The 18,129-nt window shown below is 44.3% G+C and carries 14 protein-coding genes and 1 tRNA gene; all 15 read left to right on the top strand.

Annotated features, from left to right (window positions below; genetic code table 11):
• Positions 1–28: 28 nt before the first annotated feature.
• The 15 genes from E4K67_RS13340 to E4K67_RS13265 all read left to right on the top strand — a co-directional run bounded on the left by E4K67_RS13340 (position 29) and on the right by E4K67_RS13265 (position 18,024).
• Positions 29–241 carry a biotin/lipoyl-containing protein gene (locus E4K67_RS13340; protein WP_135547460.1) on the top strand — a complete coding sequence of 71 codons (213 nt, stop codon included), beginning with the start codon at positions 29–31 and terminating at the stop codon, positions 239–241.
• A gap of 179 nt (positions 242–420) precedes the next feature.
• Positions 421–2,136: an acyl-CoA carboxylase subunit beta gene (locus E4K67_RS13335; RefSeq protein ID WP_199242546.1), complete on the top strand. Its 1,716-nt coding sequence runs from the start codon at positions 421–423 to the stop codon at positions 2,134–2,136.
• Positions 2,137–2,300: 164 nt separating this feature from the next.
• Positions 2,301–3,179 (top strand): enoyl-CoA hydratase/isomerase family protein, encoded by an 879-nt coding sequence (locus tag E4K67_RS13330; RefSeq protein ID WP_243454459.1) that lies wholly within the window; start codon positions 2,301–2,303, stop codon positions 3,177–3,179.
• Positions 3,180–3,204: 25 nt separating this feature from the next.
• Positions 3,205–4,362: an acyl-CoA dehydrogenase family protein gene (locus E4K67_RS13325; RefSeq protein ID WP_135547456.1), complete on the top strand. Its 1,158-nt coding sequence runs from the start codon at positions 3,205–3,207 to the stop codon at positions 4,360–4,362.
• 51 nt (positions 4,363–4,413) lie between these two features.
• Positions 4,414–6,531 carry a sigma-54-dependent Fis family transcriptional regulator gene (locus tag E4K67_RS13320; protein WP_135547454.1) on the top strand — a complete coding sequence of 706 codons (2,118 nt, stop codon included), beginning with the start codon at positions 4,414–4,416 and terminating at the stop codon, positions 6,529–6,531.
• Positions 6,532–6,639: 108 nt separating this feature from the next.
• Entirely contained in the window at positions 6,640–6,786 is a 147-nt protein-coding gene (locus E4K67_RS30380; protein WP_206752197.1) for a hypothetical protein, read from the top strand.
• 96 nt (positions 6,787–6,882) lie between these two features.
• A complete protein-coding gene (locus E4K67_RS13315; protein WP_135547453.1) occupies positions 6,883–8,001 on the top strand; it encodes a sodium ion-translocating decarboxylase subunit beta in 1,119 nt (372 codons plus the stop codon).
• A gap of 145 nt (positions 8,002–8,146) precedes the next feature.
• A complete protein-coding gene (locus E4K67_RS13310; protein ID WP_135547451.1) occupies positions 8,147–9,160 on the top strand; it encodes a TAXI family TRAP transporter solute-binding subunit in 1,014 nt (337 codons plus the stop codon).
• A gap of 18 nt (positions 9,161–9,178) precedes the next feature.
• Positions 9,179–11,173, top strand: a complete 1,995-nt coding sequence (locus E4K67_RS13305) for a TRAP transporter permease (RefSeq protein ID WP_135547449.1) — start codon at positions 9,179–9,181, stop codon at positions 11,171–11,173.
• 143 nt (positions 11,174–11,316) lie between these two features.
• On the top strand, positions 11,317–13,437 hold the full coding sequence (locus tag E4K67_RS13300) for an acetate--CoA ligase family protein (RefSeq protein WP_135547447.1): 2,121 nt from the start codon (positions 11,317–11,319) through the stop codon (positions 13,435–13,437).
• Positions 13,438–13,543: 106 nt separating this feature from the next.
• On the top strand, positions 13,544–14,932 hold the full coding sequence (locus E4K67_RS13295) for an FAD-binding oxidoreductase (RefSeq protein WP_135547446.1): 1,389 nt from the start codon (positions 13,544–13,546) through the stop codon (positions 14,930–14,932).
• Between the two features lie 16 nt (positions 14,933–14,948).
• Entirely contained in the window at positions 14,949–16,295 is a 1,347-nt protein-coding gene (locus tag E4K67_RS13290) for a (Fe-S)-binding protein (RefSeq protein WP_158408472.1), read from the top strand.
• Positions 16,288–16,761 (top strand): ACT domain-containing protein, encoded by a 474-nt coding sequence (locus E4K67_RS13285; RefSeq protein WP_199242538.1) that lies wholly within the window; start codon positions 16,288–16,290, stop codon positions 16,759–16,761. The genes E4K67_RS13290 and E4K67_RS13285 overlap by 8 nt, the downstream gene beginning before the upstream one ends.
• A 60-nt stretch (positions 16,762–16,821) precedes the next feature.
• A tRNA-Pro gene (locus E4K67_RS13280) sits at positions 16,822–16,898 on the top strand.
• A 775-nt stretch (positions 16,899–17,673) separates the two neighbouring features.
• Complete coding sequence (locus E4K67_RS13265; RefSeq protein WP_243454458.1) at positions 17,674–18,024, top strand: ATP-binding protein; 351 nt, start codon at positions 17,674–17,676, stop codon at positions 18,022–18,024.
• The last annotated feature ends 105 nt before the right edge of the window (positions 18,025–18,129 follow it).

Raw genomic sequence — 18,129 nt, 5'->3', positions numbered from 1 at the left:
AATTTCAAATGAGAGGAGGTGAAAGCACATGGGTAACTTAGTTTCTCCACTAGCCGGAAATGTATGGAAAATAAATGTATCGGTTGGAGATGTAGTAGAAATGGATGATGAAGTCATAATCCTCGAAGCCTTAAAAATGGAGACCCCAATTTATGCTTCGGATGCAGGTACAGTTGTTAAGATCGCAGTCAAAGAAGGGGAAAGTGTAAGCGAAGACCAGGTATTGGTAGTCATTGAGTAATATTTTAGAATATCCATTTTAGAACATCATCTAGTTTAGCAGCTTTGTCCCCTCGTAAGCGAGTTTGCCCGTGGGGGCAAATTTATACCCTATTACCGGGGGCGACAGTTAATGAGGTGAGAAGGGGGATTTTATCTGTGGTTAGAAAGCAAACAGCCCTACGACCATACTTCGAAAAAATGTCCGATATTGGGAAACCCTTGAGTGCGGGAGAAATAAAGCGAACTGAAGAAAACATAATATTTATTCAAGAACAAGAGAATATTATTTCTGGTGCTGTAGAAAAGGTTAAGAACGCTGGTACTAACGCTGAAGTAATAAGGAAAAGAGGTCAGATGACCGTTTGGGATAGATTGGATTATCTAGTTGACGCGGGAACCTGGTGTCCGTTACATACACTTTATAACCCAGAAACGAACGAAGAAGGGTGTACGGGTGTTGTAGACGGTCTGGGCAAAATTGACGGAAAATGGGCAGTAATTATTGCTTTCGATAATAAAGTCATGGCAGGGGCTTGGATTTCTGGCCAAGCTGAGAATATTCTAAGAGTCACTGACTTGGCCAAAAGGCTCAATATTCCTTTGGTTTGGCTCACTAATTGTAGCGGGGTTAAATTAATGGAGCAAGAGAAAGTATATGCTGATCGGCGGGGAAGCGGCGCTGCTTTCTATAGACATGCAGAACTGAACAAGCTGGGGATTCCAATCTTAAATGCAATTTATGGAACCAACCCCGCAGGTGGAGGCTATCAAGGGATCAGTCCTACAATCCTTTTGGCGCACAAGGATGCCAATATTGCAGTAGGTGGAGCTGGAATTGTGGGCGGGATGAATCCTAAAGGCTCTTTTGACTTGGAATCAGCTCAACAATTAATCGATGCAACGAAGGGATTCACAGCTAAGGCTCCGGGGCGGGTGGAAACCCATTTTGATCAGACTGCTTATTTTAGAGAAGTTCATGACACTGAAATTGGCGTCTTAGATGGGATCAAAGAGTACATGAGTGGCATGCCGGCTTTTGACCCGAAAGTATTTCGGGTTGCTGAATCTGCTGAACCTAAGTATCCTGTACAAGATTTAAATAGACTAATTCCTGCCAATCAAAAAAGACCCTATGATGCGGTTCAAGTCCTAGCGCGTCTTACGGATAATAGTGAATTTATGGAGTATAGGCCTGATTACGGTCCGGAGGTTTTTACGGGAGTAGCGAAAATTGACGGCTTCCCAGTTGGAGTGATTGGCAACAGACAAGGAGTCATATCTAAATATCCAGAGTATGCAGAAGGAGCCTACGTGGGGGTAGGCGGTAAACATTATCGTCAAGGACTTATTAAACAATCCGAATTTGTCACCTTCTGCGGGAGAGATAATTTGCCAATAATCTGGCTTCAAGATACTACCGGCATTGATGTAGGCGATATCGCAGAGGAGGCTGAATTGCTCGCTCTGGGTCAAAGCTTGATTTATTCAATCCAGAAAACTGATGTCGCTATGATGTGTGTCATCTTGAGAAAAGGAACTGCTGCTGCCCATTATATTATGGGTGGTCCCCAAGCCAATGAAAACAATGCCTTTACGCTAGGAACACCGTTGACAGAAATATATGTTATGCACGGAGAAACTGCTGCGGCCGCTTCTTATGCTAGAAGACTGGTCAAGGAACAAGAGGCTGGCAACGATTTAGGACCAATCATTGAAAAAATGAATCAAATGGTTAAAGATTACGAAGAAAAATCAAGGCCGGTATTCTGTGCTGAGCAAGGGTTTGTGGATGAGGTGGTAACCCTCCCCGATTTAAGAAAATATTGCGTCGCTTTTGCAGGAGCTAATTATCAAAATCCTAAATCGATTACCCCAATACATCAGATGATCTTACCTAGGACGATAAAGGGATAGAGGAAAAATCCTTTCCCTCTGGGGTATTTATCTAAATGGAACTCGTCAACTCAAGTTAAACAACGAGACTTCGGTGGGGGAGTCTCACGATTAGATAAATGGGTCCGTTTCCTGTTATGATATCTCCAGTGGAAGCAAGAAAAGAAAGATTAAGGAGATGTGAAATGATGGGAAGACGGGAGTGCTTGAAATTCGTGAAAACCCCTCAAGAAGATAAGAACAGTCATTTGCTTTATCAGAAGGACGGCTCTATAGCTAGGATTATTCTCAACAGACCGGAGAAGTATAATGCCTTTTCCTTGCCGATGATCCGGAAATGGGCTGAAGCCCTACAAGACGCACAAGAGGATCAAGGTATAAGGGTTATCGTGTTGACTGCCAATGGCAAGGCCTTTTCCGCCGGTGGTGATACAGAAGCTATGTTAGCTGGAAAGGGATTTGTCGGGTGTGACGATCAAGGCGAATCATGGGGCGATAAAGCAATTGACCGTAAACGTGCTTTAACAAACCATATCCATAAAATTGCTCTGACCTTAGATTTGATGGATAAACCAGTAATCTGTGGCATTAATGGAATTGCCATAGGGGCGGGCCTTGACATGGCTCTAATGTGCGACATTAGGGTGGCTGCAGATGACGCTCAACTTTCTGCAGGTTACGTGAAAGCAGGCCTTGTACCGGGTGATGGTGGAGTCTTCTATTTGCCGCGATTGGTAGGAGTTGCCAAGGCGTTAGAAATCTTATGGACTGGAGATTTCATCTCAGCTTATGAGGCGGAAAAAATGGGTATGGTCAACAAGGTGGTCCCCGCTGCAGAACTAGAACAAGCCACCTTAGAGATGGCTAAGAAGATAGCTGAATCCCCCCCGGTATGTGTGCAAATGATTAAAAGGGCAGTTTATTCCGCGCAACGAACGAACGACTTGCGGACAGCCTTAGATCTTATTTCATCCCAAATGGCTATTGTTTCTGAAATGTCCGACCATAAAGAAGGACTAAATGCCCTTAAAGAGAAACGTAAACCGGTTTTTACTGGCCATTAAATATAGTGTGGAGGAGAGAAACACGATGGATTTTGGCTTAACCGAAGAACAAAGAATGGTTCAAGATATGGCCCGCAATTTTGCTGAAAAGGAGATTGCTCCATATGTGGAAGAAGATGAAGATAATCACTACTACCGCAGAGAGATTCTAACCAAAATGGGCGAGTTGGGTTTGTTAGGGTGGAGCATACCAGAAGAGTATGGCGGAAATGGCATGGGTTGGATGGAGGGCGTAGTAGCTTTATATGAAATAGCCAAGGTTCATACTTCCTGGAGGCTAAGTATCAGCGGCAACGTCTGGGGCCCAGCGATGACTATTAATGAATGGGGTACGGAAGAACAAAAGCAAAAGTATATCCCTGGTCTTGTAAGTGGGAAAACTGTCGGTAGTTTTGCCATGACTGAAGCCAACACCGGTTCTGATGTGGGCAGTATGAAGACCTTTGTCCAAGATAAGGGTGATCACTGGTTGATGAATGGTTCCAAAATGTGGATATCAGGCGGTCACACTTGCGATATTGGTCTTGTGTATGCCGCAACTGAAAAAGGCGGAGGATCTAAGGGCCTATCCTGTTTTATCGTTGATTACAATAACACCCCGGGCGTTACCAGAATTCCAATTCTCAAGAAAGTTGGCATGTGGCCTGCTCCAACTTCGGAACTCGTGTTTGACAACGCAGTGATTCCGAAGGAAAACCTTTTAGGTCCACTTAATAAGGGGTTTCAGATTTGCATGTGGATGTTGAATAACACGCGAATGGGTTGTGCTACAGGTTCGGCAGCACTTTCAGCGGCCTGTCTAGAAGGTGCAGTACAATATGCTAATGAGCGTATCCAGTTCGGAAAGCAAATCGGAAAACATCAAATGATCCAGCAACAACTTGCTGAAATGAAACTGGAAGATGAAGCGGCCAAATATCTCGTTTATCATGCTGCCTGGCTCAAAGAAAACAAATTACCCAACCAACAGGCGACTTCCATAGCTAAGCTATTCGGCTGTAATGCAGCAGTTCATGGTGCAAATATGGCCATGAAGATCTACGGTTCCTATGGTTATTCAACTGAATATCCCTGCGGTAGATGGCTCCGCGATGCCAAGCAATTTGAAACGCTTGAAGGGACCTCCAACATTCATATGCAAATTATTGCCAACATTGAACTTGGATATTCGCCAAATAGGTAGTTGAGCAAGGGCCTCTAGATAAGGCCTTTATATAGGTAGGAGGAAAATAACTTGTTACGTGTCGGTCAAGTGATGTCACGACTTTCCGTGTGTCTTTATAGTTATCATACAATAGGGGATGCTCTGACTCTAATGAAGGAAAAACAGGTGAATGGTTTGCCCTTACTTAGCGACCAGGGTCATCTACTGGGTATGGTCACTAAAGAGCAGGTTTTCGAGAAGGGTTTAGAACAGTATGCTGCAGAAAATAAGGCTGCCGACTACTTAACGACACGCTTTTTACCATTAAAGGAAGAGTCTGTATTAGATGATGTCTGGGATTTACCCTTTGATATATACCCAGTATTTAATAGCCAGGAAGAAATTACTGGCGTGGTCACGAAATATTCCTTAGGGCAGGCCTACTTTCAAAATGTGCAATTACGCAGTCAAGAACTGGAAGCGGTCTTTGATTCGGCACATAATGGAATTTTAGCAATTAATCGACAAGGGATTATCACATCCCTGAACCCAGCTGCCGAAAGACCGACCCGTTCTACTAAAGAAGAAGCAATCGGGCGCTTTTTAAGCGATGTTATTATCCCTACAGGCCTCCTTGAAGTTGTTCGTAGCGGAATACCGGAATTTGGGGCAAAATTTCAAGTCGGGCGCAGGTTGTATATCTCCAATCGAACTCCAATTATTAAAGACGGAGAAGTTATAGGGGCAGTAGGGGTTTTCCAAGATGTTTCCGAGATGGAAAAGGTTTTACAAGAACTACAAAGTGTAAAACAACTTAATGAGGAACTCCGAACAACCGTAGCCTCTTCTTATGATGGAATAATTATTTGTGATAACCAAGGTGAAATTTTGCGTTGCAACCCTGCCGTGGGTAGGATATTAGAGGTTTCCTGGGAAGAACTGCTGGGCCGGCCATTTAAGGATCTGGTAGATAAAGGTGTTTTCCAGAAAAATATAATCTATTTGGTTAAAAAGCAGGATGGGCTTGTAAGTATTTTGGAAAGCTCCTCTGCTGAGCATTCCCTAGTTATCACGGGTAACCCAGTCTACGATGAAGAAGGAAAAATGGCTAAAATCGTTATCAACATTAGAGATATGAGTGAGATAATATTCTTACGGGAAGCGTTAGAGGAGAGTAAACAACTTTCCAAAAAATATCAAGCTGAGATCGCTCAGATGAGGAGTCATCAGGAAACTAGTGCTGACATAAGATCAGGCTCGGTTATTATGAAAAATGTTCTAGAACTGGCTTCTAGGGTAAGTCAGGTGGATTCTCCAGTAGTATTAGTGGGGGAACAAGGGGTAGGTAAGGAAGAAATCGCCAAACTGATCCATTCTCAAAGTAAGCGCAGGGAAGAACCTTTTTATAAATTGAACTGCGGCTCATTTCCATATCAGTTGTTAGAGATCGAGATCTTTGGACAAGGAAATGCTTTGGGTAACGGAAAGGGGAAAGCAGGTTTATTGGAGCTGGCGAATAATGGTAGTGTTTACCTCGAGGATATAGGGAAGATGCCCTTAAACTTGCAAGGAAGACTATTAAGGGTTCTTAAGGATAAAATGTTACAAATTTCTGGTGGGAAAGAAACAGTTTCGGTGGATACTCGAATTTTGGCCGGCACTAATCGACCTTTAATAGAGTTTGTCGAAAAGGGTCTATTCCGCGAAGATCTCTATTTTAGCCTCAATGTAGTTCCTATTAAAGTTCCAGCATTAAGGGAACGTAAAGAGGATCTTATTCCCCTAGTTCTTTTTTACTTAGAGCAAAACAATAAACGGCATGAGATGGATAAGGTTATCTCCCCAGATGCAGTTCAGTTATTATTGGATTATCCTTGGCTTGGTAATGTTCGGGAGATGGAGAATGTTATAGAAAGATTGGTAGTTACCGCCCGTGGAAAGATTATTTCCGCTAAAGAGGTCGACCTCGTACTTTACGAAAAGGAAAAAAGCCCTCTTAGGGCAGTTACAGTGACTGGCGTAATTCCTCTTAAGCAAGCAATGGATGATTTAGAACAACAACTTGTTACGTTAGCCATGGAACAGCATGGGACCACAGTGAAAGCTGCTGAAGCGCTAGGGGTCAATCAGTCCACCGTGGTGCGAAAGTTGCAAAAATTAAAGGAGTTAAATGTGGGTATTGAAGGTGGATCAATACGGAAGAAGTAAGTGAACTGTTCAGCAAAGTTGAACATCGAGACTTCGGTGAGGGAGTTTACCCCCACCGAAGCAGAGCGAGATTAGATCAAGCTATGGTGGAAAGGATGGGAAATAGTAGTGATTGATTGGAATTTAGCTATCAAGATTTTTGTTAGTGGAGTAAGTATTGTGATGCTGGTCATGTTTATTCTGCAAATTACAGTTCAGATTAGTTCAATTGTCGTTAGATTAATTGAGAAAAAAGCAGCAAAAGTCGAGAATTAAATTTACTGTTAGAAACTTGGGGAGGGTTAAATAACAATTTATGCTGCAAAAGAGCTCGGTTTAGCCTGGTTAAAGGAGAGAGGAGTCGTTTAATTCATGGAGAAGGTATTAGAGGAACTGATAGTTTCAAGTGGCTTTTTTCATCTAACATTCGGCAATTTGTTTATGTGGTTAATTTCCTTTGTTCTTATGTATCTAGCAATTAAAAAAGGCTTCGAGCCCCTTCTATTATTACCAATTTCCTTTGGAATCCTAGTGGTTAATTTACCCCTAACATATTTGATGAAGCCGGACAGCGGACTTATCTGGATTTTTTATCACTTCGGAATAGAATGGGAGATCATTCCTCCCCTGATTTTTCTTGGTTTAGGAGCGATGACAGATTTCGGTCCGGTGATTGCTAATCCCAAAACATTACTGCTCGGTGGTGGTGCCCAGGTAGGAGTTTATTTAACTTTTTTTACGGCTCTGCTTTTTGGGTTCGACATGAAAGAAGCAGCGTCGATAGCTATCATCGGCGGAGCAGACGGCCCGACAACGATCTATCTTACGTCTCATTTAGCGCCCTATCTGATTGGGCCGGTGGCAGTGGCGGCTTATTCCTATATGGCTTTGGTCCCCATTATTCAACCGCCTATCATGAGATTACTGACAACTAAGGCTGAGAGACGAATTGTCATGCGGAAATTACGTACGGTCAGCAAAATGGAAAAGATCGTTTTTCCGGTCGTTACAGCAATTTTAATTATGTTGATAGTGCCTGCTTCAGCCTCATTAATTGCTATGTTTATGCTCGGTAACTTGTTTAAGGAATCAGCCGTCGTTGAAAGGCTTACGAAGGCCGCTCAAAACGAAATTATGAATACTGTGACTATTTTGTTAGGCCTTTCCGTAGGCGCCACAATGACAGCAGACGTATTTCTCAAACGAGATGTTATATTCATATTTGTTCTAGGATTATTTGCGTTTGCAGTTTCTACTGCGTCAGGGGTTCTATTAGCGAAGTTTATGAATCTTTTCTTAAAAGAGAAGATGAATCCCCTAATCGGGGCAGCGGGGGTTTCTGCCGTGCCCATGGCTGCTAGGGTCGTACATAAAGTAGGTGCTGAAGAAAATCGCCAAAATTATCTTCTGATGCATGCTATGGGTCCAAACGTAGCAGGTGTAATAGGTACTCTGATTGCTGCATCCGTTATGTTGACCTTTCTAAAATAAAAAATGCGAACACCATCACGACATAAGGTAGTTACTACCCTATGACGGTGTTAATATGAGGTTCTCTCAAAAGGAAGGGAGGGTTATAATCACAAATAACTGAATATTTTAAGTATTGTGGTAATAAAGAAGGAGGGCAAATTTGATGCGAAAACTACTTAGCTTAATAATGGTTGTGGGTATAACCCTTTTCATGACAGGATGTGGAAGTCAAACTGCTAAAGCCCCTGCAGGTTCAGACCAAGCTGATACAGGAAAAATACAGAAAATAAACCTTGCCACAGGAACTACTTCCGGTGCCTACTATCCGATAGGAAATGCCATGGCTAAGATATGGTCTGACAAGGTTCCAGGGGTTAAAGCTTCGGCTCAGTCAACTGAGGCAAGTGCAGCAAATATGAACTTTTTACAACAGAAGGAAGCGGATGTTGCGTTTACGATGGCCAATGTTGGAGTGTATGCATACGAAGGCCAGGATACATTTACAGGTCGGGCCAACAAAGATCTACGTGGTATGACGTTCCTATATCCTAATGTGACGCAAATTGTAGTACGTAAGGATTCAGGCATCAACTCACTTAAGGATCTTAATGGAAAGAGATTTGCGCCAGGTGCCACCGGGAGTGGGACTGTAACCAACTCTAAAGAAGTCGTTGGCGTCTACGGGCTGAATTTTTGGGAGAAGGATAAGAGTAATGTAAAAGCGGACTATGTTGGATTTACTGAAGCGAGCGAATTGCTAAAAAATAAGCAGGTCGATGCCGCTAATTTCTCTGGTGCTATGCCCTTAGCAGCTATTATGGATGTCTCCAATTCTATCGAAGTCAAGCTTATTTCTCTTGAACCGGATATGATTAAGGAAATTATAACCAAGTATCCATTCTATTACGAATATGTAATACCCAAGGGCACTTACAAGGGGCAGGATGAAGATGTGCACACGGTAGCCTTAGCCAATCTATTACTGACTCGAGCTGATCTCAGTGAGGATTTAATCTATAAACTGACAAAAAGCATTTATGAAAACATACCGGATCTGATAAATGCCCACGCCATCACTAAGAACATTAAGAAAGAAGATGCTAACAAAGGGATGGGTACCGTGCCGTTGCACCCAGGTGCAATTAAGTACTTCAAGGAAATCGGTGTGATGAAGTAAAGAAGGTGGTTTAACTGTATGAAGGACGAACAAGAAAATACAGGCGACAAACCAGTTACTAGAATATCAGCAGATGAAATCGCCTCCGAAGAAGTTGTCCAGGAAATGCTGGAAAAATACGACAAGGAATCTCAAGTTCGGAAGTTTGGTGCCAAATCGAAAATTGGGTTATTGATCTCTACAATAGCTGTTTCATTTTCCCTTTTTCACCTCTGGGTAGCGGGTTTTGGTGCACTAGAGGCCATTAAGTTACGCTCTATTCACTTGACCTTTGTCATGGTACTGATTTTCCTACTTTATCCTGCTCGTAAGAAAGGAATGAAGGGTAAACCGGGCATTTTTGACTGGGTAATGATCGCTCTTAGTTTGGTAGCTGGTCTCTATATGGTATTTGCCAACGAGCAATTAGCATTGCGTGGTGGTCTGCCGATTACCCGAGATTATATTATGGGTGCGTTGGGTATTCTGGTTGTGTTTGAGGCAGGACGGCGCGCGCTAGGCCCAGAGTTGCCAATCCTTGGCGTAATATTTCTCCTCTATGCTTACTTTGGTGAACACGTACCGGGTTCTTTTGGGCACAGCGGTTTCAGCCTTAAACGAATTATTGCCCATATGTACGTAGGTTCGGAAGGGATTTTTGGTGTCGCGTTGGGTGTTTCGGCCACGTTTATTTTCCTATTTATCTTATTCGGTGCTTTCTTAGGGGAAACGGGGATGGCTAAGCTAATTAATGACTCGTCAATGGCCATGGCTGGAACTTCACCGGGGGGACCCGCCAAAGTCGCCGTGGTTGCCAGTGGAATTATGGGGACGATTAGTGGTAGCGCAGTAGCTAACGTAGCTACAACCGGTGCGTTTACTATCCCTTTGATGAAAAGCATCGGCTATAAGCCTCATTTTGCTGCGGCCGTGGAAGCTGTTGCCTCCACAGGAGGTCAGTTCATGCCCCCAATCATGGGTGCTGCGGCGTTTATCATGGCTGAATTTTTAAATATCCCCTATAAAAGTATTATGATTGCAGCGCTGATCCCTGCGTTTCTCTATTACTTAGCGGTATTCGCCATGGTTCACCTAGAAGCACTTAAAACTGGATTAGAGGGTGTGCCACGTGACAAATTACCCGTAATGAAAGTAGTCTTAAAAGAGCGGGGACACCTCATAATCCCGCTCGTGGCAATTGTTTACCTGCTTATTCAAGGTGTAACTCCGACTTATGCGGCTTTCTACGGAATTTTGGTTGCAGTTGGGGCAAGCTTCTTGCGCAAATCGACGCGGATGAGCTGGCGCGGATTTTTGCTTGCCTTGGAAATGGGGGCAAAAGGGAGCATTGGCGTAGCTATTGCCACGGCGGTCGTGGGTTTCATCGTTGGAGTATCCTCCCTGACCAGCCTAGGCATTACCCTAGGAGATAATATGCTTGCGTTATCTCAGGGCAACTTATTTGCCACTTTGGTTCTGACGATGATTACAGCCATAATCCTAGGGATGGGAATGCCTACCACGGCGGTCTATATCGTAGGTGCTACCATTGCCGCCCCTGCTCTACTCAAACTGGGAATCGCACCTCTGGCAGCTCACATGTTCGTATTCTACTTTGGCAACATCTCTAACGTCACTCCTCCTGTGGCCTTGGCGGCCTTCACAGGCGCTGGGATAGCTGGTTGTAGTCCAAGTAAAGTGGGATGGACTGCAGCTCGCTTAGCCACAGCTGGGTTTATTATTCCCTACATGTGGATTTATTCCCCAGCCCTAATAGCCCAAGGTGGTCTAGGTGAGGTTATAGGCGCACTTGTTACTGCTACTATAGGAGTAATTGCACTAGCCTGCGCAGTACAGGGTTATATGCTAAAAACTACAAATAGTTTACAGAGAATATTATTGTTGGTAGCGGCCTTTGGCCTAATTAAGCCCGGATTGCTGACAGATACACTTGGTATTACAGTATTAATAGTTGTCTACTTATGGCAGCGGTTTCAGACAAGATCCATGAATACTAAAGAGATCAATGTCTAATACGGATTAGAAGAATATACTTAGATAATAACCAGAACAACATCAGAATTTATCAGGTGTTAAGCTTGGAAGCCTGCCGAATAACTGGTGGGCTTTCGAGATCATTTCAGTGAATATAATAGACTTTGGAGAGGGGAAACAAAATGCGCTATTTCATGGAACCTACAGGTGTAGCCATTATTGGAGCTAGTCAGGACTTTAAGACTATTAATGGAAAAATCCTAAAATACTTATTAAAACATAAGTATCGCGGACAGATTTATCCGGTTAATCCAAAGTACCAAGAGATTGAGGGATTGATCTGTTATTCTTCGGTAGGGGCTATTCCAAACCAAGTAGATTTGGCTCTGATTGCTGTGGCTGCAGCTCGGGTACTAGGGATTTTAAGGGATTGCGGTGCCAAAGGGATCAAAAGAGCGGTCATCTTTTCTTCGGGTTTTGCTGAAACAGGCGCGGAAGGTAAGGGGATCCAAAATAAAATTAACAAGATCGCCCAAGAATTCCAGATGCGCTTAATTGGCCCTAACTGCTTAGGTATCCTGAATGTTTCTGCTGGACTGATTGCTTCCTTCAGTGCTTCGATGGAAGTAGATAGCATCAAGAGGGGTCCAGTAGCCTTAGTATCCCAAAGTGGGGCTGTCGGTTTTATGTTGTTTAATTTACTGCAAGAGGCCGGTGTTGGTGTTAACTTTGTTATCACAACAGGCAATGAAGCGGATGTAACAGCTGGTGAAGGTTTAGCTTATGTGGTGGAAAACCCGAACACGAAAGTAATCCTTACATACTTGGAAGGCTTAAGGGACGGAGAGTCCTTCAAAAGAACTGCAGAAAGAGCAGCTGTGGCTGGAAAGCCAATGATCGCTTTAAAAGTCGGTAATTCTGCCAGTGGTCAAAAGGCGGCAGCCACTCATACAGCTGCCTTAACTGGTTCCGGAGCAGCCTATAAAAGTTACTTTGATAAGATGGGGATCATCCAGGCTAAGGACAGTGATGATGTAATCGACTTAGCCCAAGCCTTTGTGCCTGGCAAACTACCTCATGGAGCCAAGGTAGGAATTGTCACCATGTCAGGTGGAGTAGGAATCTTGCTTGCTGATCGGTCAGAAGAATGGGGTTTGCAAGTGCCAGCCTTAAGCGAAGCTTTACAGGAAGAGGTACGTAAGGTCATCCCTTCTTTTGGTTGCGCCCAAAACCCTATTGATGTTACAGCTCAATCTCTTAACCAAGGAGAAGAGTTTAAGAAATGTCTGAAAATCCTCTTAGCTTCTGAGGAATTAGATATGCTGATCGTCGCAATCACGATGGCTACTGGAAAACTGGCGGAGAAAATTGGCCTAGATATTGTCGAAGCTGCTCTAGGGACAGAGAAACCATTAGTTGTCAGTTGGAGTGTTGGCCAAGTAGCTAAACCGGGCTTTGATGTTCTAAAGGAGGCCGGAGTTCCCTTGTATCACTCTCCAGCACGGGCAGCTAAAGCTATGGGGGCTTTATACCGTTATGGCAATTTTCAACGTAATTGGAAAGCACCTGAGGCAGATGCAATAAACCAAATACGACAAGGAAAAATCCAATTGGCTCTTAAGGAAAGTAGCCAAGCTTTAAGTGAACACGCAACGAAGGAATTATTAGAACTTTACGGGCTCCCAGTTACCAAAGAATACGTCGCTACGAGCGGTGAAGAAGCGGTTGCTATAGCAGAAAAAATGGGCTACCCGGTAGTCATGAAGATAGATTCTCCTGATATCTTGCATAAAACCGAAGCGGGTGGAGTTGCAGTAAATATCAGTTCGGCTAAGGAAGTAGAAGCTAAGTTTCTTGAAATTATGGCTAGTGGCCTGGTGTACAATCCCCAAGCCAAGATCAATGGTATCCTCATGCAAGAACAAGTGCCACCGGGAGTCGAGGTAATCATTGGTTTACAAAGAGATCCGGTGTTAGGTACGCAGATCATGTTCGGATTGGGTGGGATCTTTGTAGAAGTTCTCAAAGACGTGGTCTTGAAACCCGTGCCTTTAAGTAGAGCGGACGCGCAGAAAATGCTTCAGGATATTAAAGGGGCCGCTCTTTTGAACGGGGTCAGAGGAAGACCGGCGGTTGATCAAGAAGCCTTGGTCGAGATACTCTTGGGCGTGAGTCAATTAGCTGTGGAAGCGGGTGACAGCCTCTTAAGCCTGGATATCAACCCAGTTACGGTTTTGGAACGAGGTAAAGGAGCCAAGATTTTAGATGGGGTGTTGGTAGGAAATACTCTCAGTACGGGTTAGTAATATCAATATCAATATCAATATCAATATGAAATTTGTTATTACTAGGGTGCTTAGACATGACTGAAGTTTTTGCTAAGCTACGGGAGAGCCCAGGGGAGAGAACATGATGGACAAGAAAGTTATAGACGAGTTTTCCCAAATCGTAGGACCAAACAACATCTTAATTGAAGATCTAGACCTATTTACTTACTCTTATGACGCTTCGTTCTTACCGCTGATTCCGGCAACTAAGCCGGATTTGGTGATGAAACCTCATTCGACGCAAGAAGTAGCCAGAATTATGGAACTTGCTAATATTTACCGAATACCCGTTGTGGCCAGGGGGCTGGGCAGTGGGCGTACCGGAGGAAGTGTCCCGGTCAATGGTGGTCTCGTGTTGTGTCTCGATGAGATGAATAAGATTCTTGAGTTTGATGGCGAAAACTTGACAATTACGGTTGAACCAGGGGTTAAGACTCAGGATATCTATCTGTATTGCGCTCAACGGGGGTTGTTTTATCCACCTGATCCTTCCAGCCTGAAACATTCCACGATCGGGGGAAATATTGCGGAAAATGCTGGCGGGCCGAGGGCCGTTAAATATGGAGTAACCGGGAATTATGTGATGGGACTTGAGGTCGTTTTGGCTGACGGGAGTGTGCTCCAAACCGGAGGTAAGATGATTAAAAATGTGACTGGTTATGACTTGACCCGGTTGTTCGTGGGCTCGGAAGGCACCTTGGGAGTCATCACTCAGGCGATTTTGAAGCTGATCCCTATGCCGAAAAGGTGGCGAACGGTCCAGGTTCTATTTGATTCTTTAGAGGGAGCCTGTGCAGCGGTGAGCCGAGCAATTAAATCGGGTACCATTCCGGTAGCCGCGGAACTCATGGATCAGATCAGTCTTCAGGCTGTGGCTAAATTTGGAAATTTTAGCCTTGATCCCAACGTCAAGGCTGGCATCATCTTTGAGTTTGATGGGGACAGCGAGACAAGTTTAGAGGAACAAACCGGGGGAGTCCAGAAAATATGCGCAGAGTACGGCTCTATACAATTTCGGATTGCTATGACCCAAGAGGAAGAAACCGAACTTTGGAGTTTGAGGAGAGGCTTGAGTTCAGCAGTTGCGGCTCTTGCTCCGAATCGAATAGCCGAAGATATATCCGTACCACGCAATGCATTGCCGGAAATTGTAAAACGATTGCGGGCAATTGCGGTAAAATATGATTTGCAAATGGCTATTTATGGTCATGCTGGGGATGGGAACTTACACCCTTCCCTTCTTGTAGACTTGAGCCTTCCAGGGGAAAAGGAAAAAGTGGACCTAGCGGTTGGCGAAATATTTAGAGCAGCCTTGGCTGTGGGCGGTACGCTGTCCGGCGAACATGGGATCGGGATTACAAAAAAAGAATATATTACAGATGCTTTGGGAGAAACGGGTGTGGCAACGATCCGTAGCATCAAAAAAGCCCTAGATCCGTCAGGGATACTTAACCCCGGAAAGATCTTCTGAGAATGGATGGATGCTTGTGAAAAGGAATGCGGCTAGTTCACTTGATAAGATCCAAGCAATAGTTAACCAGTGTGATCGCTGTGGTGCCTGTTTGAGCGTTTGTCCTGTTTATGCTGATAATCACAGGGAAACGGCAGTAGCCAGAGGCAAGCTCGCCACGGTTAGAGCCATGATTGAGGGTGGAATAACCGCCGATTCTAAGATCGTAACTGCCTTTGAATTTTGCTTATTGTGCAAGGCTTGCACGGAGAATTGCCCGAGCAAAGTCAAAACGGATGAGGTTATGATTGAGGCTCGGCAATACACAGCTGAGAAGTTGGGACGACGGATTAAGCACCAATTTATTGCAGTGCTCCTTGGAAACAATGTGCTCATCAGACTGACGGCTGGGACTTTGAAATTAAGCCGGAAAGCTGGATTAAACGGACTGCTGCGGAGCGTAGTGCCGATTGAACACACAAAAAACCACTTTCAGGAAATGGCTATGGGTCCTGCTGCCTTCCCTTCCTTTCCGGAACTAACACGCCCCAAAATGCCGCATCACGCTAGAATTGCCTATTTCCAGGGGTGCGCGATGAAGATGTTCTTCCCAGCGGCATCCCAGGCGACAATGAAGTTGCTGAACAAGACGGCTGAGGTCATCACCTCTGAGAGTGTCTGCTGCGGAATGCCCCAGTTGGTCCATGGTATGGCAAATCAAGCCTACACTTTGGCCAAGAAAAATATTGTCTCTTTTGCGAATGTGGATCGAATCATTACGGATTGTGCCAGTTGTGGGAGTTCCCTGAAAGAGTATGGACATCGTCTAGCCGCTGATCCCCAGTGGGCTGAAAGAGCGCAGGAGTTTAGTCAAAAGGTGATGGGATTAAGTGAATATCTTTATGAAATCGACTATCAGCCAAACCGCAAGAGCGCTTTGAAAGTCACTTATCACGATCCATGTCATCTTGTGCGGGGACAAGGGATCAAGAAACAGCCGAGAGAACTATTAAAACGAGTAGCGGAGTATGTGGAAATGCCTCAGGCGGACAAATGTTGTGGCGGGGCCGGTACATTTTATCTTGATTTTCCGGAAACTGCCCAAAATATTTTAGCCGAAAAGGTCAAGAACATCAAAGGCACGGACGTCGATGTCGTTGTGACAGAGTGTCCCGCCTGTTTGATGCAGTTGGCAAAAGGGAAACAGCAAAGCGGCTATTTTGAAGTAATGCACATTAGTCAGGTTTTAGGAATGGAGTTTAGTTCAACCTTGGAAGGGGGACTTACATCCAACATGTGTCTCAGTGGTAAACAAGTGTTCTCTTGCCAAACTCACACAAACCAGCTTATAATATGTCAGAAGATTATAAGTAATAATGGCTGAGATAGATAGGGGCGATTTGGTGGTTGGCAAGACAAATGATTTTTTGATCGTCAGTAAAAATATTTTGCCGGAAGCCATATTGAAGACCGCAAAAGCAAAGGAACTCCTTGTTAAAGGAGATGTATATACGATCAACGACGCGGTGGAACGGGTAGGGCTGAGCAGAAGCGCTTATTATAAGTATAAGGATGGCGTGTTTCCTTTTTACGAGGCGAGCCGAGAAAAGATTATTACGATTTCCTTGATCCTTGAGAACAAAGCAGGAGTACTCTCTCATGTTCTTAATTTTATTGCTTCGGTCAAAGGCAACGTCTTAACCATTAATCAAGGGATTCCATTGCAAGGCATTGCCAATGTCTCGGTTTCCCTGGAAACCGCGGGAATGGCAGATACCCCAGAAAATCTTTTGTCAGGGCTTGGGGAAATTGATGGGGTAAGAAAGATTGAAGTAATTGGCCAAACATAGGGTTGCGTTGTTGGCCCTAATATGATATCCTTTAAAAGCCTTCTTCGTGAGGGAGTAAGTCGGGGCGTGGCTCAGTTTGGCAGAGCGCTACCTTGGGGTGGTAGAGGCCGTGAGTTCGAATCTCGCCGCTCCGACCAGTAATATCAAGGCTTTCAGCCTTTTAAGGTAGGCGGGTCAAACCCCAAATGTTGACTAAATGCCGACCAAATGCCGACCAAAAAAATAGACCATAATAAATGGTCTATTTTCGTATTCTGCTCTTAGTTCTATCTACTTTCTTCTTGTTGGAGCTCGATGATTTTTCGATTGGTCTTGTACATCATTTTCATACAGCCATGTCGCATGATAATGCCGAAGAAAGTGCAAACGAGTCTTCGGTATTTTTTTGTCTCTTACGTTCAGCGCGAAGGCAAAATTTCTGGAGGAATTTTCGGAGCGGAACTCTTGGCTTTCCGATCCGCTGGTACCGGCAGGCAAATATCTTAAGCTTCTAATGGCAAAGCGATACTTGCTGATTTACCAAATAAAAGGGGAAAATGTCTGCGTGGACGTTGTGGCAGACTGCAGGCAGGACTACAGCTGGCTGTTATAGGAGGCAAATTGTAAGCAGTATTGGAATTTAGTACAGATTATTGGGGGCTGTCTTATAATGATGTCTGAGGACATTCATGAAAAGGCAGCTCCTTTCACTTTCATGACAAGTGGACGGATTGCTTCAGAGTAATTTGCCAAGTTGTCTGACCTTTTTCGAAGCCTGAACATATTATATTCCAGTAATTTCTTTGAGAAGGAATGAATTTAGAGCATGCTATTTGAACGGGAAGACTGGAAATTGTTCAGAAATATGGAGACACTGCCCCAAAAGGCAGGGGTGCCTAAAAGCAAATTATCCATGTTGTTTGCAAGGAACTGGTGGACAATGCCCTAGGTCTAGGCGGAGATTGTGAAATTGGTTATGGGGGGGAGTTTTTTTATGTCAAGGATCATGGTAGCGGCCTGGATCCCGAACTGTTTTCCATCAACAGGCCCCTCAGATCCTCTAAGTATTTAAGATTGCCCACCAGAGGAGCGCTGGGGAATGGCCTGCGCGTGGTAGCCGGGGCGGTAGTAGCGTCGGGCGGCGAACTCTATGTTTCCACCCGAGGGAAAACTTATAAAATCCATTGGCAAAAGGATGGCAGGGCCCTCCCGGAATGCTTAGGCGCATATCACGAAGAGGGGACAAAGATCAGCTTGATCTGCATGTGCTGTTTGGGCACTTAAGAGTCATTACGCTTGTAATGCAGGTTTATAATAATATTTTCCATGAAAGGTAAATTATTTGAGGCTATTAAAGGATTTTTGGCATCTATATGTAATAATAAAACA

Origin of the sequence: Desulfosporosinus fructosivorans (assembly GCF_004766045.1) — a bacterium.
GTDB lineage: Bacteria > Bacillota > Desulfitobacteriia > Desulfitobacteriales > Desulfitobacteriaceae > Desulfosporosinus > Desulfosporosinus fructosivorans.
Note: the sequence above shows the minus strand (reverse complement) of the source record. Positions and strands in the feature narration are given on the sequence as shown.